The 19437-nt window shown below is 63.8% G+C and carries 18 protein-coding genes; 15 read left to right on the top strand and 3 right to left on the bottom strand.

What is annotated here, in order from left to right; all coding sequences use genetic code 11:
• Positions 1-21 precede the first annotated feature (21 nt).
• Positions 22-486 (top strand): lipocalin-like domain-containing protein, encoded by a 465-nt coding sequence (locus HXS65_RS08750; RefSeq protein WP_176493682.1) that lies wholly within the window; start codon positions 22-24, stop codon positions 484-486.
• A 214-nt stretch (positions 487-700) separates the two neighbouring features.
• A complete protein-coding gene (locus tag HXS65_RS08745) occupies positions 701-907 on the top strand; it encodes a cold-shock protein (RefSeq protein ID WP_077378903.1) in 207 nt (68 codons plus the stop codon).
• A gap of 232 nt (positions 908-1139) precedes the next feature.
• Here HXS65_RS08745 and HXS65_RS08740 read toward each other — a convergent pair whose 3' ends face one another.
• Positions 1140-2051 (bottom strand): LysR family transcriptional regulator, encoded by a 912-nt coding sequence (locus tag HXS65_RS08740; RefSeq protein ID WP_176493681.1) that lies wholly within the window; start codon positions 2049-2051, stop codon positions 1140-1142.
• Between the two features lie 537 nt (positions 2052-2588).
• On the opposite strand from HXS65_RS08740, the gene HXS65_RS08735 reads away from it, so the two are divergent.
• A complete protein-coding gene (locus tag HXS65_RS08735; protein ID WP_176493680.1) occupies positions 2589-3611 on the top strand; it encodes an MliC family protein in 1023 nt (340 codons plus the stop codon).
• Positions 3612-3776: 165 nt separating this feature from the next.
• The gene (locus tag HXS65_RS08730) at positions 3777-4397 is read left to right on the top strand and encodes an FMN-dependent NADH-azoreductase (protein WP_176493679.1); all 621 of its coding nucleotides are present in this window, start codon (positions 3777-3779) and stop codon (positions 4395-4397) included.
• A 142-nt stretch (positions 4398-4539) separates the two neighbouring features.
• On the opposite strand, the gene HXS65_RS08725 is transcribed toward HXS65_RS08730, so the two are convergent.
• Together HXS65_RS08725 and HXS65_RS08720 are read right to left on the bottom strand one after the other, a co-directional pair.
• Positions 4540-5166 carry a YigZ family protein gene (locus HXS65_RS08725; RefSeq protein ID WP_136939070.1) on the bottom strand — a complete coding sequence of 209 codons (627 nt, stop codon included), beginning with the start codon at positions 5164-5166 and terminating at the stop codon, positions 4540-4542.
• Between the two features lie 26 nt (positions 5167-5192).
• Positions 5193-5669, bottom strand: a complete 477-nt coding sequence (locus HXS65_RS08720; protein WP_176493678.1) for a LexA family transcriptional regulator — start codon at positions 5667-5669, stop codon at positions 5193-5195.
• Between the two features lie 478 nt (positions 5670-6147).
• On the opposite strand from HXS65_RS08720, the gene ccmA reads away from it, so the two are divergent.
• The 11 genes from ccmA to HXS65_RS08665 all read left to right on the top strand — a co-directional run bounded on the left by ccmA (position 6148) and on the right by HXS65_RS08665 (position 19019).
• A complete protein-coding gene (gene ccmA, locus HXS65_RS08715; RefSeq protein WP_176493758.1) occupies positions 6148-6861 on the top strand; it encodes a cytochrome c biogenesis heme-transporting ATPase CcmA in 714 nt (237 codons plus the stop codon).
• Entirely contained in the window at positions 6858-7580 is a 723-nt protein-coding gene (ccmB, locus tag HXS65_RS08710) for a heme exporter protein CcmB (protein ID WP_077378925.1), read from the top strand. Before ccmA ends, ccmB begins: the two co-directional genes overlap by 4 nt.
• Before the next feature lie 150 nt (positions 7581-7730).
• Entirely contained in the window at positions 7731-8528 is a 798-nt protein-coding gene (locus HXS65_RS08705) for a heme ABC transporter permease (RefSeq protein WP_176493757.1), read from the top strand.
• The gene (gene ccmD / locus HXS65_RS08700; RefSeq protein WP_176493677.1) at positions 8528-8722 is read left to right on the top strand and encodes a heme exporter protein CcmD; all 195 of its coding nucleotides are present in this window, start codon (positions 8528-8530) and stop codon (positions 8720-8722) included. Before HXS65_RS08705 ends, ccmD begins: the two co-directional genes overlap by 1 nt.
• Before the next feature lie 81 nt (positions 8723-8803).
• Positions 8804-9301, top strand: coding sequence for a cytochrome c maturation protein CcmE (gene ccmE / locus HXS65_RS08695; RefSeq protein ID WP_176493676.1), 498 nt, complete (start codon positions 8804-8806; stop codon positions 9299-9301).
• Positions 9301-11301, top strand: a complete 2001-nt coding sequence (locus HXS65_RS08690) for a heme lyase CcmF/NrfE family subunit (protein WP_084209385.1) — start codon at positions 9301-9303, stop codon at positions 11299-11301. The genes ccmE and HXS65_RS08690 overlap by 1 nt, the downstream gene beginning before the upstream one ends.
• Positions 11298-11867: a DsbE family thiol:disulfide interchange protein gene (locus HXS65_RS08685; RefSeq protein ID WP_176493675.1), complete on the top strand. Its 570-nt coding sequence runs from the start codon at positions 11298-11300 to the stop codon at positions 11865-11867. The genes HXS65_RS08690 and HXS65_RS08685 overlap by 4 nt, the downstream gene beginning before the upstream one ends.
• The gene (locus HXS65_RS08680) at positions 11864-12397 is read left to right on the top strand and encodes a cytochrome c-type biogenesis protein (RefSeq protein ID WP_103751472.1); all 534 of its coding nucleotides are present in this window, start codon (positions 11864-11866) and stop codon (positions 12395-12397) included. Before HXS65_RS08685 ends, HXS65_RS08680 begins: the two co-directional genes overlap by 4 nt.
• A complete protein-coding gene (gene ccmI, locus HXS65_RS08675) occupies positions 12394-13731 on the top strand; it encodes a c-type cytochrome biogenesis protein CcmI (protein ID WP_176493674.1) in 1338 nt (445 codons plus the stop codon). The genes HXS65_RS08680 and ccmI overlap by 4 nt, the downstream gene beginning before the upstream one ends.
• A 250-nt stretch (positions 13732-13981) precedes the next feature.
• Positions 13982-17500 (top strand): chromosome segregation protein SMC, encoded by a 3519-nt coding sequence (gene smc / locus HXS65_RS08670; protein WP_176493673.1) that lies wholly within the window; start codon positions 13982-13984, stop codon positions 17498-17500.
• Positions 17501-17759: 259 nt separating this feature from the next.
• A complete protein-coding gene (locus HXS65_RS08665) occupies positions 17760-19019 on the top strand; it encodes a cell division protein ZipA C-terminal FtsZ-binding domain-containing protein (RefSeq protein WP_077378945.1) in 1260 nt (419 codons plus the stop codon).
• Positions 19020-19437: the final 418 nt, after the last annotated feature.

Genomic DNA, 19437 nt, shown 5'->3' with positions numbered 1-19437 from the left:
ATCAGCGAGGAGGGCAAGTGGATGAATCTGCAAGATGCGAGCCGTGACGTCGGGGCTCTGCATGACGCATTGATCGGCTCCTGGGAGCTGCAACGCTTCTGGTATGCCTGGCCGGATGGGCGTGAATGGGAGCCATTGGGGAGGTGTGCAGGTCAGCTGCACTATCTCCCCAATGGCTTCATGAGCGTTCAGCTGGCGGCTCGTGAGCGTGAACCTCTAGGGGTGGCGCCCACTGATGATCAATTGATGGCGGCCTTTCGGCAGGGCTTTGCCTATTGTGGGCGCTGGTGCTGGGATGAGCGGCGTCAGGAGGTCCGTCATCAGGTAGACGTCGCGAGCATCGCGGACTGGAGTGGCGTGACGCTGGCGCGGCGAGTCCAGCTCACCGGAGAGTCACTGCTGCTGGGCACGGACGCGCCCAATCTTCAGCTGCCTGCAGGGGGCTATGCCACCTGGCTTGCCTGGCAGCGTCTTCATGATAGATGACATCATTACCGAAAAGGCTTGACGGGATCATGGCTTAAGGTGCAAGGTAACCCCTGTTGGATAGCAAGACGCACCACTCAGTCGCCTGTGCTGCTCGGTAAAACGCCTTGAGCGCCCCGAAACGCCTCGCTGATTTGATGCATGGTTTTGCTTTGCCCACGCTCTTCGGGTAATGCCCGTTATTTCAAACATGCTAATCAGAGAGGAATTTCTCATGGCAACTGGTACAGTTAAGTGGTTCAACGACGCGAAAGGTTTTGGTTTCATTGCTCCGGCTGACGGCGGTGACGATCTGTTCGTTCACTTCTCCGAAGTCCAGGCAGAAGGCTTCAAGACCCTGCAGGACGGCCAGCAGGTCTCCTTCGACGTGACTCAGGGCCAGAAAGGCCTGCAGGCAGCCAACGTCAAGGCTATCGACTGATCATCACTCGCTGCGGAATTCGTTCCGTGTGAGATGATAGATGTCTAGAAGCGCCCCAGCTCATGCTGGGGCGCTTCTGTTTGTGTGCGTGAAAAAAATGCAGTATCGGTGACCTGGTACGCCCCGCAGAGGCATGCCATGAACAAGAGCCCCGTCCCATTGCACGAGAAGCGCAGTGGGACGGGGCTCTTGTCGTTCAAGTGGTTGTCCGGAGATGCCCTGGGGCATTGGCTCAGGCTGGCTTCACGCCGCTGAGCACCTCAAAGGAGGTCTCGCGGGCAGTGCGCAGGAAATCATCCATCCAGGGAGTGCCCAGCAGATCCTCTCGCACCGCGGCATAGAGCGTCGCCCAGATTCCGTCGCCCAGAGGCAGGCCACGGACGTAATCGCGGGTCAGGTATTCGGCCAATGCCCAGTTGGGCAGTGCCGTCACGCCGCGACCGCTGGCGACAAGCTGCATCATCATGACCGTCATCTCGGCATGGCGGATCTCGCGAGGGCTGATGCTGGCGGGTTCGAGGAACTGGGTGAACACGTCCAGCCGGTCATGCTCGACAGGGTAGATGATCAGCACTTCTTCCTGCAGGTCTTCCGGTTCCACACGGCCCTTGAGAGCCAGTGCATGCTGGCGTGCCACGGCCAGCATGACTTCGTAGCGGAACAGCGGCAGGTACTGGATACCGGTCATCTCCACCGGATTGGCCGTGATGACCAGGTCCAGCTGCTCGCGACCCAGCGCCTGGAGGGGAGAGAAGCTATGGCCCGAAGGAATGTCGACCTCGATCTCCGGCCAGTGATCCCGGAAGCGATCCACCGTCGGCATCAGCCATTGGAAGCAACTGTGGCATTCGATGGCCATATGCAGCCGTCCTTGCTCACTGCCTGCCATGCGCGCGATGTCACGCTCTGCCATGCGAAATTGCGGCAGTACCTGTTCTGCCAGTGACAGCAGGCGTTGCCCTGCACGGGTGAACTCGACCGGGCGCGTCTTGCGAATGAACAGCGGCGTGCCCAGGCGCTCTTCCAGGTCCTTCAGTTGATGTGAGAGGGCGGACTGGGTGAGGTGGATGCGCTCGGCAGCCTCGACCAGCGAGCCGGCATCACGCAGTGCCAGCAGCGTGCGGAGATGGCGTAGTTCGAGCATGATGAGTTTTGCTCATTTGGATGAGTGAACAGTTCATTTTCATTCAATTCTTGGGCGAAGTGCTGCGCAGGTCAATCGCTGCTGCGCGAGGAAGCGTCAATGAGCTCCGTTGGGCATTCCCCCTGAGCCTGATGGATCTCGGCATGGCCATCGCCGAGGGAGGCGTCTCATGCAGGCAGTGCCAGTGTCTTCATGATGACGGCACCTCATGGGAATTGCCGTGAATCGAGGCCCACAAGGCTGGCTGCGCTTGATAGACTTTCTTCATGCGCCAGGATGGCGTTGCTCTCTACGCCTTGAAATCACGCTGTGTCGCCGCCTCCAGCGGAGTGCGGTGCGTTACTTTCTGTCGTCAGGCATGCCCAGGGAGGGCTTTTCATGTTTCCGTTTCATTCGCGCCCGGATCATACGAGGGCCGCTGCCTGTTCGGCGCCAGATGTCTCGCCTTGGCGTGGCGGGCGTCAGGTGGCCACTATCTCGACATGCACTGCGACAGGTATCTCGACAGGCGCCTCGGCCAATATCCTGTGCGTGTCGATGATGGCGCTGCTGAGTGGCTGCTCCATGCTGTCGGATGAATCGCGTGATGCGCCGAGTGCGCAGGTGATGCCGGCACCGCTGAAGATTCCTGAAGTGCGTCCTGCCACGAAACCAGTCAAGCCCAGGGCACCCAGTGCCGAGTCGTTGGGTCAGGCGCCGGCGGTGACATTGCCCGCGACCTTCCTGCCGCCCCGGGGGGCCAGCGAGTATCAGGTCTGGCGCTGTACGCCGGCGCAGGATCTGTTGATGGCCTTCAGTGATGGACAAGACGCGAGGGGCAGGCCTCCCGTCTCTGTGGCGACGGACACCCCTCAGGAGGCGACTGCTGAAGGCTGGCTGCGGCTATGGTCGCGTCAGCATGCCTACGCCCTGGGGCATGTGGTGAGTGCTTCCGGTGCCCGCTATCGGGCCAATGACGCCCCGGTCTCCGAGCGGCAGCGTCAACAGGCGGAGGGGGGAGCCCGTGAACTGGAAGTCTGGTTCAAGGGGCGGGAAGCCACGCTGCACAATGCGCGCGGCAATCTTGAGTGCGTTCAGGATGATCAGCGCACCATCCAGATCCCCGATGACCAGCCGCTGCTGGTGGCACAGGGTCACGAGCCTGAGTGGCGTATCAGTCTGGATCGAGCGCATAACCGGATGACGGTGACGGCATCGCCCGACCTGTTGGGTGCCGTGCAAGGCAAGGCGCGGGTGTCGCAGGACGCTACAGGCACCGATGACAGCAGCTCTGGCGTTGCCGGGAACGAGAGCGGCAAGCAGGAGCAGGAGTCATCGTCGCTCAGTCAGTTGACGTTACCCTATCGGGTCAATGACGACGGCAAGCATGGCAAGGTGCTGTCGGCGCGCTTGCCGCGCGCTTCAGTCGGCAGGGGGTGGCTGAAACTGAGCCTGACGCCGGGTGCCTGCTTCGACACCATGCAAGGTACCCCGTATCCGCTGACCTCCGAGCTGACTCTGACGCGAAAAGGAGGAGAATCTCGAGATCTGAGTGGCTGTGGAGAGGCATACCTCCCCTGACATGACGTTTTTTTCGTCGATTTTTTCGAATGGTTGGTGCGATCTTTATCGCTTTTCGTGCCACGGAGTTCATCTATCATGGCGGGCAGCTCTCCATCACGGGCAACGGGTGCCAAGCCTGGCTCGTGATGGGAAATCGTCCTTTCTGTCTGCGGAGAACCTGCCATGTCTGCCACACCGCTCAATGTTCTGCTGGTCTCATCTTCCCTGTTCGGAGAAAAAGGCAACTCTCGTGAACTGGCTTCCGCGTTCGTGGATGCCTTGCAGGCGTCCGGTCACGAGCATCAGTTGACGCATCATGATCTGGTCGAGCGCGATCTTCCGCACCTGGGTGCCGCCGAGATGCAGGCATGGATGATGCCGGCGGATGAGCGAAGCGCCGAGCAACGCAAGCTCGCCGAGCTGTCTGATGGTTTCCTGGCCGAGCTGAGAGCGGCTGACCTGCTGGTCATCGCGGCACCGCTCTACAATCTGGGCCTGCCGACGCAGATGAAGGCGTGGTTCGACCGGGTGCTGCGTGTCGGCGAGACCTTCCGCTATACCGAGAAAGGGCCCGTGGGTCTGCTGGAAGGCAAGCAGGCACTGGTGCTGGCAGCACGTGGCGGGATGTATGCGGGCAGTGACCTGGACTCCCAGACGCCGCATCTCAAGTCGATGCTCGGGCTGATGGGCATCACGGATCAGCACTTCGTATACGCTGAAGGCCTCAACATGGGCGATGAGCAAAAGGTGGGAGCTCTGTCAGAGGCCAGGACAGGCATCGCCAACTACGTAGATGCTCTCTGACCTGGTGTATCTGCCGTAGCTGAGTCACATTGGTTGAGCATGATGAATGAAAACGCCACCGCCGCTCTGAGAGGAGCGGCGGTGGCGTTTGTGCTATCGGGAAGCAGAGGTCACTGGGGGAGGAGCCAGTGGCTGGAAACGCTCAGCCTTGGTCTTCGAGTACTTCCAGTGCGCCCTTGAGGCGCGCATGCAGCTCTTCCAGCGGTGGCTGAGCGCCGCCTTGCGGCCAGCCGGCCGTCAACACCACGCCATCGGCGGCATAGTCGCTGGCATCCACCGGTACATCGTAGCCGTTCAGCCAGTGACGCACGTCGGCCTCATGAGCGAATCCGACCTTGAGGCGTCTGGGTGTACGCGGCGTGAAGGTGGTGGTGGGCAGTCGCTCGAGGGCGTCGAGCACGGCACGGCTGTATGCACGAGCCAGACCACCGGTGCCCAGCTTGATGCCGCCGAAGTAGCGGATCACCACGCATGCGATCTGCCCCACGCCGCTGCCTTCCAGTACCTGATACATCGGCCTGCCGGCGGTACCACCCGGCTCTCCGTCATCGGAGAAGCCGATGGCATTCTGCTCATTCGGCGCACCCGCGATGAATGCCGTGCAGTGATGACGTGCATTGGGATGGGCGAGATGCGCCTTTACCAGCAGCCGCGTCATGGCGTCTGGTGTCGGAGCGTGGGCCAGCCAGGCGATGAAGCGGCTCTTCTCGATCTCGATGCTGTGCTCGTGATGCGCCTCTGGCGCCAGTGCAGGTATCTGATAGCTCATCGTGCCATCTTAGCAAAGCGTCGCCCTCAATGAGTGACGGTGTTGCCGCGAACGACACCCATCACCATGCCCAGCACTTCGATATCGGCATTCTTGAGGTAGATGGGGGCCATGCTGTCGTTGGCCGGTTGCAGGCGTACACCGCTCTTCTCGATATACAGCTTCTTCAGCGTCACTTCCTGCTGGTTGATCATCACCACGGCGGTCTCACCATTCTCGGCACTTTCACTGCGCTCGATGATGATGATGTCGCCATCATGGATGTTGCAGTTGATCATCGAGTGGCCGCGAACGCGCAGGGCGTAGGTATTGCGTCGCACCATGCGCGTCGGCACGGCGATCGTGCCGCAGTCGGCGATGGCTTCGATGGGCATGCCGGCGGTGATGTTGCCGAGCAACGGGATATCCATCATGTCGCTGGCAGTGATTTCCTGCCAGGCCTCGTCATTGAGCGGCAGATTGTGAAGGCGCTGAAGGTAGTGTGGAGCGTGAAGACGTGACATGAGCTATCCCCTGATGCTGTGCGGTCGGCAGAGGGAGCCGACCTGCGATGCAGCGTGAAAGGTCGTCAGGCTGAGTTCATCTGCGGCCTGATAGGCTCTGCGAACATGATGACAACGCGATGAGAGCCGACCCGTTCGGTCTGCTGCCCGGGCAATGCCAGGCATGCGATGACGATACTGTATGAGCACTGTTTTTGTATACAGTGTCTGCATCATAGCAAGCCAGCGCGAGGTGGCAAGGGGTGAGTGGGTCGTCGATGCCAATCAGGCGATGGGTGTGTCGTATGAATGTGCACCATGCTTTGCTGATGGAGCGCGCGAGAACTTGACTCCCGTGCAAGGCTCGACGCGTGCGGGTCGCGTCATTCGGGCGACCGGTGGCCAGTGCCGGCTTCAGCTCGTAGAATGACGCGATTGGATCCCTCGGGACCAGCCTCTGATGTCGCGCTCCGCGACTGACCAGCCGCGAGATGTCGGGATGTCGATCCAGCCAGTCAGCGATGAAGCCCGTTGCGTGCCGCCCTTGCTGGCGGTGCGGGCGCTTGGGTGTGAGCGCGATGAGCGCTGGCTGTTCCAGACGCTCGACTTCAGCCTCGCGGCGGGCGAGATCCTGCAGATCGAAGGCCCCAATGGCAGTGGCAAGACCACCCTGCTCAAGATTCTGTCCGGGCAGTTCCATGATCACGAAGGCGAAGTGCTCTGGCAGGGGCAGCCTGCCTCGCGGGTGCGCGACGACTTTCTGGGATCACTGCTCTATCTGGGTCACCAGCCCGGCATCAAGGGCACGCTGACGGCATTGGAAAATCTTGCCTGGTATCAGGCGCTCGGTGACGCCGCATCTTCTCGAAACGCCGCGGAGCGACGCTCGCTCGCCTGGGCAGCGCTGGACGCCGTGGGGCTTGCCGGCTTCGAGGATGTCCCGGCCCAGCAGCTGTCGGCTGGTCAGCAGCGGCGCATCGCCCTGGCGCGATTGCACCTGACACCGCGTCGACTGTGGGTGCTCGACGAGCCCTTCACCGCCATCGACATCGATGGCGTCCAGGCGCTGGAGGCGCTGTTGCTGGCGCACGCCGAGCGGGGTGGCAGCGTGGTGATGACGACCCACCATCGCTTCTCGGATGTCTCGCGATTGCGCCGAATAGGCCTTGGGCAACGCGCTGGCGCGGAGTCGAGGGAGGGCGCCTGGGCATGAGACATGATCCTCTGACACCATTGTCCGAGTCTCCCGTTGCCTGCTCGTTGGGTGGAGCACTCAAGGCGACACTTCGACGCGACCTGCGTCAGGCGTTGCGCCGGCGCAGTGAGCTGATCAACCCGCTGGTATTCTTCGCCCTGGTGATCACGCTGTTTCCGCTGGGGATCTCGCCGGACAAGGCGCTGCTGGCGACACTGGCGCCGGGGCTGCTGTGGGTGGCGGCCTTGCTGGCCACGTTGCTGTCACTTGAGGGGCTGTTCCGGCAGGACCTCGACGACGGTAGCCTTGAGCAACTGCTGCTGACACCCCAGCCGTTGCCATTGCTGGTGCTGGCCAAGGTGGCGGGGCACTGGCTATTGACCGGTCTGCCGCTGGCGCTGATGGCACCGCTGCTGGGCGTGATGCTGGGGCTGCCGAGCGGCGCCTTCGGGGTGCTGATCGCCTCGCTGGCGCTGGGCAGTCTGAGCCTGTCGCTGATCGGCGCGATCGGCGCGGCGCTGACGGTCGGGCTGCGGCGCGGCGGCGTGCTGCTCTCGCTGATCATCCTGCCGCTGTACATTCCCGTGCTGATCTTCGGCGCCGGCGCGGTGCAGAGCGCCGTCACCGGCATGCCCAGCGCCGCCCACCTGGCCATGCTGGGTGCGATGCTGGCGCTGGCACTGTTGCTGGCGCCGCTTGCCATCGCCGCCGGTCTGAGGTTGAGCATCAATGGCTAGTCCCTGCTCCCTGCCGGCTGGCAGAGGGTGGCCTGAGTGCCGCCAGCACTTCGCCAGATATCCTTTCGCCCCTGACAAGAGGCTCGTGTGAACGCCGATTCCGACTCTCATCAAGCGCCTGCTCGCAAGGTTCGCCCGCGCAAGGGCGGGCTGTGGCCATGGCTGCATCGCTTGGGCACACCGGCGACCTTCTTCGTGGCCAGCCAGCGCTGGCTGCCGTGGCTATGGGCCGTGGCGATCCTCGCGCTGGTGGCCGGCAGTGCCTGGGGACTGGCCTTCGCGCCGGCGGATTACCAGCAGGGCAACAGCTTCCGCATCATCTACGTGCATGTGCCGGCGGCGATTCTCGCCCAGTCCTGCTTCATGCTGCTGGCGGCATGCGCACTCATCTTCCTTGTCTGGAAGATCAAGCTGGCGGACATGGTCGCCACGGCCGCCGCCCCCGTCGGCGCCTTGATGACGGCGCTGGCGCTGTTTTCCGGCTCGGTATGGGGCATTCCCACCTGGGGCACCTGGTGGATCTGGGATGCCCGGCTGACGTCGATGCTGATCCAGCTGTTCCTGTATCTGGGCGTGATCGTGCTGCGCGGTTCCTTCGCCAGTCGTGACAGCGGCTCGCGTGCCGCCTCGATTCTGGCGCTGGTCGGCATGGTCAATATCCCGATCATCAAGTATTCGGTGGATTGGTGGAGCACACTGCATCAACCTGCCACCTTCACGCTGAGTGAAGCACCGCCGATGCCGGCCAGCATGTGGATTCCGCTGCTGCTGATGGTCATCGGCTTCTACGCCCTGTTCGGTGCGCTGGTGCTGATGCGCACGCGGGTCGAGGTGCTGAGGCGTGAGAGTCGCAAGCAATGGGTGCGTGACCTGCTGAGCCCGCACTCGGACTCACGCCCCGGCCAGAATTCGCCTGCAGGCCCCGTTTCCACAGAGGGTGATCACTGATGAGCCTGCCCGATGTCGCCTTCTCGAGTGTCAGCGAGTTCTTCGCCATGGGTGGCCATGCGCTGTATGTGTGGTCCGCCTGGGGCCTGACGGCGACGTGCCTCGCGGGGCTGGTGATCGCCACGCGGCTGTCCCGTCGCACGGTGGAGGCTGATATCCGCCGTCGCCTGCGTCGGGAATCCGCCCGCTCCTGAATCCATTCTCGACCTCCCGTGCCAGTCGTCCCGCTGGTCGCGAGAGGCATGATCGTCCCTTGCCCTGATCGAGCCCTGACCATGACCCCCAAACGCAAGCAGCGCCTGTATCTCGTCACGGCCATCGTGCTGCTGGCCGCCCTCGCGGTGGGCCTCACGCTCTATGCCCTGCGCGCCAACATCAATGCCTTCTACACCCCGACCCAGATCGCCAGTGGCGAGGCGCCCCAGGGGCGTCAGATTCGCGCAGGCGGCATGGTGCGCGATGGCAGTGTCAGGCGTGACAACGAGACGCTGGATGCCATCTTCACCGTCACCGATTTCGATCATGACGTGACGGTGCATTATCAGGGCATCCTGCCGGACCTGTTCCGTGAAGGGCAGGGCGTGGTGGTGATGGGCACCTTCGATGGTGAGCATCTCGAGGCCAGCGAAGTGCTCGCCAAGCATGACGAGAAGTACATGCCGCCGGAGGTGTCTGATGCTCTCAAGGCGTCCGGACGTGATGTCTCTGGCAACAGGACGGATGACAGGATAGACACCGGGATGACAGAGAAAACACCTCAGGAGGCGCAGTGATGGTGACGCAACTGTTGCCGGAAATCGGCCATTTCGCGCTGATTCTGGGGGCCTGTCTGGCCTGCGTGCAGGCGGTGGTGCCGCTGGCGGGAGCCGCCACGCGTCGCCCGCTGTGGATGAGCTTCGCCCAGCCGATGGCCTGGGGGCAGTTCCTGTTCGTGCTGATCGCCTATGCCTGCCTGACCGCGAGCTTCCTGCTGGATGACTTCAGCGTCGCCTACATCGCCAACAACTCCAACAGCCAGCTGCCGTGGTACTTCAAGTTCAGTGCCGTGTGGGGCAGTCACGAGGGTTCGGTGCTGCTGTGGAGCCTGATACTGGCGGGCTGGGGCTTTGCCGTCTCGCTGGGTGCGCGCGATCTGCCGCGCGACATGCTGGCGCGGGTACTGGGCATCATGGGATTGATCTCCACCGGCTTCATGGCCTTCGTGCTGCTGACCTCCAATCCCTTCGCACGTCTGCTGCCGGACATGCCGGCAGATGGCGCGGATCTCAATCCGTTGTTGCAGGACATCGGGCTGATCATCCATCCGCCGATGCTCTACATGGGCTATGTCGGTTTCTCGGTGGCATTCTCGTTCGCGATGGCGGCCCTGCTGGGCGGGCGCCTCGATGCGGCATGGGCACGCTGGGCGCGCCCCTGGACCAACATCGCCTGGGCGTTCCTGACCGTTGGCATCGCGCTGGGCAGCTGGTGGGCCTACTACGAGCTTGGCTGGGGCGGCTGGTGGTTCTGGGACCCGGTGGAGAACGCCTCCCTGATGCCGTGGCTGGCCGGGACCGCCCTGATCCACTCACTGGCGGTCACCGAGAAGCGCGGTGCCTTCAAGAGCTGGACGGTGCTGCTGTCGATCTTCGCCTTCTCGCTGTCACTGCTGGGGACCTTCCTGGTGCGCTCCGGCGTGCTGACCTCGGTGCACGCCTTCGCCAGTGACCCGGACCGCGGTCTGTTCATCCTCGTGCTGCTCGGTATCACCGTCGGTGGTTCACTGTTGCTGTTCGCGCTGCGCGCACCGCGCGTGCGCTCGACGCTCGGCTTCCACTGGCTGTCGCGGGATGCCTTCCTGCTGGTCAACAACCTCGTGCTGCTGGTGATGATGGTCACCGTGCTGCTGGGCACCCTCTATCCGCTGGTGCTGGATTCGCTGGGGCTGGGCAAGATCTCGGTGGGCCCGCCGTACTTCAATGCGCTGTTCGTGCCGCTGACCACGCTGCTGTGCGCCTTCATGGGGCTCGGGCCGGCCTCGCGCTGGAAGCAGATGCCGGGGCGCGAGCTTGCACGCCGTCTGGCACTTTCCGGCGGTGCGGCACTCATCATCGGTAGCCTGCTGCCGCTGTTGCTGGATATCGAGTGGAGTCTCTCGGTGGCGCTCGGGCTGGTCATCGCGCTGTGGGTGGTGCTGCCGCTGCTGCGCGACCTGTGGGACAAGAGTGCCTCCAGGGCAGGGCGCTGGGCAGGTCTCAAGCGCCTCACGCCCAGCTACTGGGGCATGCAGCTGGCGCATCTGGGCCTGGCGGTGACCATCGTCGGCGTGACGCTGGTCTCCAATACCGAGGTCGCCGAGAACGTGCGCATGGTGCAGGGCAAGGAAGTCAGCGTGGGCGGCTATCAATTCCGCATGACCGAACTTGGCGAGTATCGCGGCCCCAACTACCTGTCCGACCGCGCCACGGTGGAGGTCAGTCGTGATGGCGAGGCGGTGACGACGCTGCATCCCGAGAAGCGCCTGTTCCTGGCCAGCGGCATGCCGATGACCGAAACCGCGCTGGATGCCGGCTTCACGCGTGACCTCTACGTCGCCATGGGCGAGAAGCTCGATGACGATAGCTGGGCAGTACGCATCCAGGTCAAACCCTTCGTGCGCTGGCTGTGGCTTGGCGCCTTGCTGATGGGCGCGGGCGGTGTGATCGCCGTGCTGGATCGCCGTTATCGTCGGCGTGTCGAGGCCAGCACGGTGACCGACAATCCCTCACTCACCACGCAGGAGGCTCACCCATGAATCTTCGTCGTCTGGTGCTGTTCTTGCCGTTGGTGGTCGTGGTGGGGCTGGGCGCTTTTCTCTATCAGCGCCTCGATGATGACCCTTACGCGCGGGATTCCGCGCTGCTGTCGCGCCCCTTCCCTGAATTCTCGCTCAGCACCCTGGGTGACCCGCAGGCGAGCCTCGATGCCTCGCTGCTCAAGGGCCAGGTCAGCCTCGTCAACGTCTGGGGCGAGTGGTGCCCGACCTGCAAGCACGAGATGCCGCAGCTGCTGGATCTCGCGAATCGTGGTGTGCACATGGTCGGGGTCGACTACAAGGACACGCGTGCCAAGGGCCGGCAGTTCCTGGAGGAATTCGGTGACCCGTTCAGCGTCAATCTCTTCGACCCGGACGGCACCCTGGGGTTTGATCTCGGCGTCTATGGAGCACCGGAAACCTTCCTGGTCGATGCCGAGGGCGTGATCCGCTATCACCACACCGGCTACATCCGCCCCGAGGATGTCCGTGATGTCATCCTGCCGACACTGGAGCGGATCGCGAAACCTGCGACTGGTGCCGCCGGCGAGGAGGCCAGCTCATGAAATCCGTGCTCAAGAGTGTCGCCATCCCGCTGGTGCAGGCGCTGGTCGTGCTGCTGTTTCTCTCGTGGCTGGCGGCTGGCAAGGCGCAGGCCGCCATCGAGGTGCATCAGTTCGACAATCCTGTGCTGCAGAAGCGCTACGACAGCCTGACGGCCGCGCTGCGCTGCCCCAAGTGTCAGAACCAGGCGATCGGTGACTCGGATTCCCCCATCGCCGGTGACATGCGCCAGAACGTGGCGGATCTGCTCAATGACGGTCGCAGTGACAGCGAGATCCAGAATTTCATGGTCGCGCGTTTCGGCGAGTACGTGCTCTACAATCCGCGCCTCGATGGGCGTACCTGGCTGTTGTGGGGCGGCCCGGCGGCCCTGATCGCGCTCGGACTGCTCATCGTGGCCTTGATCGTGCGGGCCCGGCGACGGGCACGGGTGCGTGCGCTGGACGATGATGAGCAGGCACGCCTGTCAGCGCTGCTCGACAGGCACCGCGATGCCGGCAATGCACCGCAAGACGCCAAGGAGCGCTCATGATTCTGTTATGGCTGGCGATCGCCGTGCTGCTGCTTCCCGCCGGTTGGCTGCTATTGCTGCCACTGCGCCGCGCGCGCCGTGTGCATGCTGACCAGCAGGCCTTCGAGGACAACGACAGCCTCGGTGCCGAGAACGTGCGTGTCTATCGACGTCGGCTGGCCTCGCTGGAGCGCGGCCATGCGCGCGGCGAGCTGGATGACACGGCGCTGGCGGAAGGGCGTGTCGAGCTGGAACGCAGTCTGCTGGAGGATGCCGAGGCTTTGAGGCGCTCCCCGCTCAAGGCGGCCGGCAGTGGTCGTGTGCTGGTGCCCGTGTTGCTGGTAGCGATGGTGGCGGGCTCGCTCTACTGGTATCAGCGCGAGGGGGCGAGCGGCGATCTGGCGCTGGCGCAGGCGATTGCCGCCACGCCGATCCATGATGCCGCCAGCTTCAATGCGCGCATCGCGCGTCTGCGTGCCGAGGCCGAGGCACAGCCCGACAACGCCAAGGTGTGGATGGCACTGTTTCCGCTCTATCGTGATGCCGGACGCCTCGATGAGGCGATGCAGTCTCTCGAGGCGTTGATCGCGCTCGAAGGTCGGGTGCCCGCGCTGGTCGCGCAGCTGGCGCAGCTCAAGTTCTTCGCCGCGCAGCGCACGCTGACCGATGAGGTGCAGGGGCTGGTCGACGAGGTGCTGGCAGCCGACCCGCGTCAGCCTACCGTGCTCGGCCTGTTGGGTATCGAGGCGTTCGAGCAAGCCCGCTATCCCGAGGCCATCCACTACTGGCGCAAGGCGATTGCCGGTTTCGAGAACCCCGATGCCGCCAAGGCCCTGCGTGAAGGCATCGCGGCCGCGCGTCAGCGCATGGCGAGTGCCGGTGAAGTCGATGCCTCGGTGGCGCTGGACAGCCCGGCAACGGCTGCTGCTCAGGACAGTCAGGCAGGCACTGCACGTCTGACGCTCAAGGTGTCGCTGGACCCCGCACTCGAGGCGCAGCTGGCGGCGATGCCGGTGAGTGCTGACGAGGCGACCCTGTTCATCGTGGCGCGTGACGCCGAAGGCAAGTTGCCGCCGCTGGCGGTGGTGCGTACCACCGCAGACACGCTGCCGTTGACGGTCACGCTCTCGGATGACGACGCCATGGCCCCGATGGCGCGGCTCTCGATGGCGGAGCGCGTCACTCTCGTCGCGCGCATCTCCGCTTCCGGTCAGCCGGCGGCGCAGTCGGGGGACCTTGAAGGCAAGCTCGAGAATGTCATCGTTACTCGCAGCACCGAGGCCGATGCTGATGTCAGCCACGAGGCTGCGGACGCACCGCTGATGCTGCGTATCGATCACCGCGTCGCACGGTGAGTCGCGATGTGCCCCGACTCGACGATCTGATCACGTGGATCATCATTGCGCCGGTTGGGGCCATCGCCGCTTTTGGGTAGACTGCGCGCTGGTTTTTCGAAATGCCCTCGATGAGCGGCTGCTTCGTCGTTAGGACATGTTTACCCTGCCGCGGCGCGGGCTCTCCACCGGGAGACCTGAGAGACCGCGGCGGTTCAGGTTTTCCTGCTTCAGCTCTTCTTCCTCCAGACTCAAGGACGCGCCAGGCGCAATGCGGCTCAAATCGATCAAGCTGGTCGGCTTCAAATCCTTCGTCGATCCGGTCACCGTGCCCTTCGACAGCAACATGACGGCGATTCTCGGCCCCAACGGCTGCGGGAAATCCAACGTCATCGATGCTGTGCGCTGGGTCATGGGCGAGTCCAGCGCCAAGAACCTGCGCGGCGAGTCGATGACGGACGTCATCTTCAATGGCTCCACCGGGCGCAAGCCGGTGGGGCAGGCCTCCATCGAGCTGACCTTCGACAATGCCGACGGCAGCCTCGGTGGCGCCTGGTCCGAGTACGCCGAGATCGCCGTCAAGCGTCTGGTAACGCGTGACGGCCAGTCCGGCTACTTCCTCAATGGCCAGAAATGTCGCCGACGTGACATCTCCGATGTCTTCCTCGGCACCGGGCTCGGCCCGCGTTCCTACTCCATCATCGGTCAGGGCATGATCTCGCAGCTGATCGAGGCGCGCCCGGATGATCTGCGCAGCACCCTCGAGGAAGCCGCCGGCATCTCCAAGTACAAGGAGCGCCGCCGCGAGACCGAGAACCGCATGAAGCGCACCCAGGAGAACATGGAGCGCCTGGATGATCTGCGCGAGGAACTCGACAAGCAGCTCGAGCGCCTCAAGCGTCAGGCCGAAGCCGCCAAGCGCTACCAGACCCTCAAGCAGGACGAATACCGCCTCAAGGGTGAGCTGGCCGTGCTGCGTCGGCGTGGCCTGCGCGCGCAGCAGCGTGAGCAGCAGTCACGTGTCGCGGAGCTGGAAACCGGTGTCGAGCGCGAGATTCTCGGTCAGCGTCAGTGCGAGAGCCAGCTGGAAGAGCAGCGCTATCAGCACGACGAGCTGGCCGGTGAGCTGGAAACGCATCAGGCCGCCTTCTATGAGACCGGTGCCCAGATCGCCCGTCTCGAGCAGAGTCTCGAGCACGCCCGAACCCGTGAGCAGCAGCTGGCGGCGGATCTCGAGATCGCGCGGCGAGAGCTGAGCGACATCCAGCGCGTCGAGGGCGAGGACGGTGAGCGTCTCGAGATGATCGAGGCACGTCTGGAAGATATCGCGCCGGAACTGGAGCTGGCGCGTGAGACGCTGGAAGGCCTCGAGCTTTCGCTGGAAGAGGCCGAGGAGCGCCGCCAGGACAGCCAGAGCGAGTGGGAGCGCTTCAGCCAGGCCGACAACGAATCCCAGCGCGGGGCCGAGCGTGCCCAGAGCGAGATCCAGCGCATCGAGAATGCCATTCGTGACGCCGAGACTCAGCGCGAGCGCCGCCGTCAGCAGCTGGCGGAGCTGCCGGATGTCGTCGAACTGCGCGAGACACGCGAGGAACTGCGCGAGCAGCTCGACGAGCTGACGCTCGGCAGCGAATCGCTGGAGTCGCGCCGCGAGCAGGCCAGTGAATCCCGTGAGCAGGCACAGACGGATCGTCTGGCGCTGGACGGTGAGCGTGACCAACTGCGCCAGCGTCGCAACGTGCTGCAGGGCGAGCAGGCCTCGCTTCAGGCGCTGATCGATGCCGCGCTGCGGGATGACGATGACAGCCTGGCGACGCATCTGGACCGACATGGTCTCGCGCAGGCCCCGGCGCTGGCCGAGGGGCTCGAGGTCGCCGAGGGCTGGGAGTCCGTCAGTGCCTGGGTGCTGGGGCCCTTCCTCAAGGCACGCATGTCCCGTGCAGAGTCGGATGTGACGGCTGCCCTGATGAGTGAGTTGCCCGGTGGCGAGCTGTTGCTGGTCGATGCTGCCGGGGAGACGAATGCCACGGCCCCTGAAGGTACGCTGGCGGCGCGGATCACCGGTGCCCCGGCGCTGACGGGCTGGCTATCCAGCATTCACTGCGTCGAGTCACAGGCCGCCGCCTGGGGCCGGCGCGATACGCTGGCCGCCCATGAAAGCGTGCTGACACCGGACGGCCTGTGGTTGGGACGTGGCTGGAGCCGGCGTCAGATAGCGGGCGAGCGTGCCGACAGCGTGATCGGCCAGCGCGCGCGTCTCGAGCAGGTCGTGCTGGAACTGGAAGCGCTGGAGTCGCGACTCGACGATATCGAGGCGCGGCTGGCTGCCGCTGATGAACAGATTGCCGGCGCCGAGCAACAGCTCGAGCATCTGCGGGTCGAAGAGCGGGAGCTTGGCGAGCGTCAGCGTGAGCTGAGCCTCAAGGAGGCGGGGCTCGCCAGCCGACTCGAGCACGTCGATGGCCGTGCCCGTGAGCTTGAGGAAGAGCTCGAGCAGCTGGCGGAGACCCGCGAGAATCATGCCCTGACGCTTGAGGAGGCGCGCGAGCGCTGGCAGCAGGCGCTGGAGGCAGTGGAGAACAATGCCCAGTCGCGTGAGTCGCTGGAGCGCTCACGGCGCGAGCATCAGGAGGCGCTGGCCGGGCTGCGTGCCCAGCTGGCGCCCGCGCGGGAGCAGGTCAGCCGTCTCGACATGGAGAGTCAGCGCCTGGTGACAGAGCGCGATGGCATGCAGGGCCAGCGCATGCGAGCCGTCGAGCAGCGCGAGAAGCTCGCCGAGCGCATCGAGCTGCTCGAGGCCAGCCGTGAAGAAGCCTCGCTGCCGCAGGAAGAAGAGCGCGAACAGCTCGAGATGTTGCTCGAGACACGCCTCTATCAGGAAACCAAGCTGAATGCCTGTCGTGACAAGACTCATGAATTGGTCGAACAGATGCGTCAGGCCGAGCAGTCGCGCCAGACCCATGAACGCAATCTCGAGGGCATTCGTCAGCGCCTCGAGGAAGGGCGCATGCAGGTGCAGGCCCTGACCTTGAAAGCGGATGCGCAGGATGAGCAGCTGGTGGAGCTGGGCTATGACGAGGCGGCGATCACGCTGCTGGAGGACGAGCTGGACCCGAACGCCACCGAATCGGCCTGGAGCCACAATCTGGAGCAGGTCGGTGAGCGCATCAAGCGGCTGGGGGCCATCAACCTGGCCGCCATCGAGGAGTACGACCAGCAGGCCGAGCGTCGCAACTACCTGGAAGCCCAGCATGCGGAGCTGGCCGAGGCGCTGGAGACCCTTGAGCGTGCGATACGCAAGATAGATCAGGAAACGCGGGTGCGTTTCAAGGACACCTTCGACAAGGTCAACGCCGGAATCCAGACGCTTTTCCCGAAGATCTTCGGTGGCGGAACCGCGTGGTTGACACTGACAGGCGATGATTTGCTCGAGACGGGCGTGGCGATCATGGCACGCCCGCCCGGCAAGAAAAACTCGACCATTCATCTTCTGTCAGGTGGGGAGAAGGCTCTGACGGCGCTGGCGCTGGTCTTCGCCATCTTCCAGCTCAATCCGGCCCCGTTCTGCATGCTCGATGAGGTGGATGCGCCGCTGGATGATGCCAACGTCGGGCGTTATGCAAGGCTGGTGAAAGAGATGTCGGAAAGCGTACAGTTCATCTATATCACCCATAACAAGATCGCCATGGAGGCGGCGGATCGGTTGATGGGCGTCACCATGCAGGAACCGGGCGTCTCGCGTCTTGTCTCTGTAGGGATCGAAGAAGCGGCGGTACTGGCTGAAGCGTGAGTGAAAAGCCGTGCAGGAGGCCAAGGTCATCCTTGTGCGCGGTAGCCAGCGGCCGTCTTTGCGGCCAAGTTGGCAAAATCGTGTTGCACATAGAGATCGAAAGCACTACGAGTTTGCGTCATAGTGTCAGTCAGGGATAATTGAAGGGCGATTGCGCAGGTCACCACCACAGGATTGACATTCGAAAAATGTCCCCTTTTTCTGCAATCGCGCTATGCTGTTCACGTGCATGGTGCCCAAGCAAACAGGCTAATGACCCATGGAATTGAGAGAGTGGCTCATCTTGTTGGGGTTGGTGCTGGTCGCAATCATCGTCGTTGACGGTGTGCGCAGGCTCCAACGTCAACGTCGAGTACCCCGACTGGATCGAGCGGGTACGGAAGATTCCACCGAAGAGGCGGGTGTTTCCGCGGTGGAAGAAGAGGAAGAACGTGACAACTGGGAGCTGCCGAATGGCGGCTACCGGGTGGTTGGCGATGCCGAAGCGCAGGCCGAGGCGGAGCAGGATGCCGTGCTCGACAATGCCCATGGCATCAAGGCCTCACGGGTGACGCAACCGAGTCGTCCGGCACAGCCCATGGAGCGCCGTGAAGCGCCGGAGCGCAAGGGCTTCGGCGAGCGTGCGGCGGCCTTCGGGGCGCGTGCCAGCCAGTCGATGCGCGACGTGACCGCCAGTCTGGGCGCGCGGCGCGACGACGAGCATGACGAGGCGCATCGCGAGCCTGTGCTCGGCACCGCCTCCAGCGAGCAGTCAGAGACGGCGCGCGAAGAGGACTTCCATGAGAAGCCGGTGATCACCGCCGAGGACGACAGCATCAGCGTCTCCTCCACCCAGGCCGATGATCTCGAGCCGATGGCCGAGATCGAGGAAGGTCAGGATGTGAAGGCCGAAGCGTTCTCCGCTGGCCAGCAGGCCGATGACGAGCACGCGGCTTCCGAGCGCAAGGAGCCTTCGCTGGAAGCGGCCGCCGTGCCTGCAGCCGACACGACAGTCTCCGAGGATGATCGCCATCCGCTGGTGCTGCGTGCCGAGCGCAATCAGGTCGATGACCAGCTCGCACGTGACACCCTGGCTGATGCCAGTGAAGTCATCATCATCTCGGTGATGGCGCGTGGCGAGGAAGGCTTCAGCGGTGAAGACGTGCTGGGCATCTCGCTGGCCTGTGGTCTGCGCCATTCCGAGATGGGGCTGTTCCTGCGCCATGAGGAAGATGATGACGACAGTCCCTTGCAGTTCGCGATGGCCAACGTGGTCAAGCCGGGGATCTTCACGCCGGCCGAGATGGTGGACAGCCAGCTGGATGGTGTCACCTTCCTGATGCCGCTGCCGGGCGCGGACGACACTTCTGCCGCCTTCGAGACCATGGTCGAGATCGCCATGCTGCTGGTGCGTCGCCTGGGCGGTGAGCTCAAGGACGAGAACCACAGCGTGATGACGGCCCAGACCATCGAGTTCAAGCGCCAGCAGGTGCACGAGTTCGAGCGTCGCAATCGTCTGCATCGCTACCAGGCCAACTGATCGACTCGCGAGCCATTCTCAGAGTGGGTCCGTCATGCCACAAACGCCAACGGCGACCTTCGGGTCGCCGTTGGCGTTTGTGTTTCATGCGATTCTCCGTCCTCGTTCTGAAGCGCCTGATGCCATGTGTCATCTGCGGCCTTTCCTCTCAGCCGGGAGTGGGGTCCATCGAGCGCTTTGAGTACAATGACGGCATCATGGCGATCCCCCGGCCCTGCGATTCAGGCCGGAGGACCTGTCGCCACCCGCTTTCCGGTCGATCAGCGCAGCCCTTTGGGCACTGCTGATGAGGCCACCGTTTCGAGTGAGTGTCATGTCAGCCCAGGATGATCTGTTTTCGGCCCCTGCCGATGATTCCAGCGCCTCGAGCGTTCCTCAGTCCGCTGCTCCGGCCGCGGTGGAAGGTGTGCCTGCCAAG

The organism is Cobetia sp. 5-25-4-2 (assembly GCF_013374075.1).
Taxonomy (GTDB): domain Bacteria; phylum Pseudomonadota; class Gammaproteobacteria; order Pseudomonadales; family Halomonadaceae; genus Cobetia; species Cobetia marina.
This window is presented reverse-complemented; position numbering and strand designations above follow the sequence as displayed.

Coding starts and splice junctions, on each gene's coding strand:
- HXS65_RS08750 (WP_176493682.1), top strand. CDS start 22: ATGAATCTGCAAGATGCGAGCCGTGACGTCGGGGCTCTGCATGACGCA.
- HXS65_RS08745 (WP_077378903.1), top strand. CDS start 701: ATGGCAACTGGTACAGTTAAGTGGTTCAACGACGCGAAAGGTTTTGGT.
- HXS65_RS08740 (WP_176493681.1), bottom strand. CDS start 2,051: ATGCTCGAACTACGCCATCTCCGCACGCTGCTGGCACTGCGTGATGCC.
- HXS65_RS08735 (WP_176493680.1), top strand. CDS start 2,589: ATGATGGCGCTGCTGAGTGGCTGCTCCATGCTGTCGGATGAATCGCGT.
- HXS65_RS08730 (WP_176493679.1), top strand. CDS start 3,777: ATGTCTGCCACACCGCTCAATGTTCTGCTGGTCTCATCTTCCCTGTTC.
- HXS65_RS08725 (WP_136939070.1), bottom strand. CDS start 5,166: ATGAGCTATCAGATACCTGCACTGGCGCCAGAGGCGCATCACGAGCAC.
- HXS65_RS08720 (WP_176493678.1), bottom strand. CDS start 5,669: ATGTCACGTCTTCACGCTCCACACTACCTTCAGCGCCTTCACAATCTG.
- ccmA (WP_176493758.1), top strand. CDS start 6,148: ATGTCGATCCAGCCAGTCAGCGATGAAGCCCGTTGCGTGCCGCCCTTG.
- ccmB (WP_077378925.1), top strand. CDS start 6,858: ATGAGACATGATCCTCTGACACCATTGTCCGAGTCTCCCGTTGCCTGC.
- ccmD (WP_176493677.1), top strand. CDS start 8,528: ATGAGCCTGCCCGATGTCGCCTTCTCGAGTGTCAGCGAGTTCTTCGCC.
- ccmE (WP_176493676.1), top strand. CDS start 8,804: ATGACCCCCAAACGCAAGCAGCGCCTGTATCTCGTCACGGCCATCGTG.
- HXS65_RS08690 (WP_084209385.1), top strand. CDS start 9,301: ATGGTGACGCAACTGTTGCCGGAAATCGGCCATTTCGCGCTGATTCTG.
- HXS65_RS08685 (WP_176493675.1), top strand. CDS start 11,298: ATGAATCTTCGTCGTCTGGTGCTGTTCTTGCCGTTGGTGGTCGTGGTG.
- HXS65_RS08680 (WP_103751472.1), top strand. CDS start 11,864: ATGAAATCCGTGCTCAAGAGTGTCGCCATCCCGCTGGTGCAGGCGCTG.
- ccmI (WP_176493674.1), top strand. CDS start 12,394: ATGATTCTGTTATGGCTGGCGATCGCCGTGCTGCTGCTTCCCGCCGGT.
- smc (WP_176493673.1), top strand. CDS start 13,982: ATGCGGCTCAAATCGATCAAGCTGGTCGGCTTCAAATCCTTCGTCGAT.
- HXS65_RS08665 (WP_077378945.1), top strand. CDS start 17,760: ATGGAATTGAGAGAGTGGCTCATCTTGTTGGGGTTGGTGCTGGTCGCA.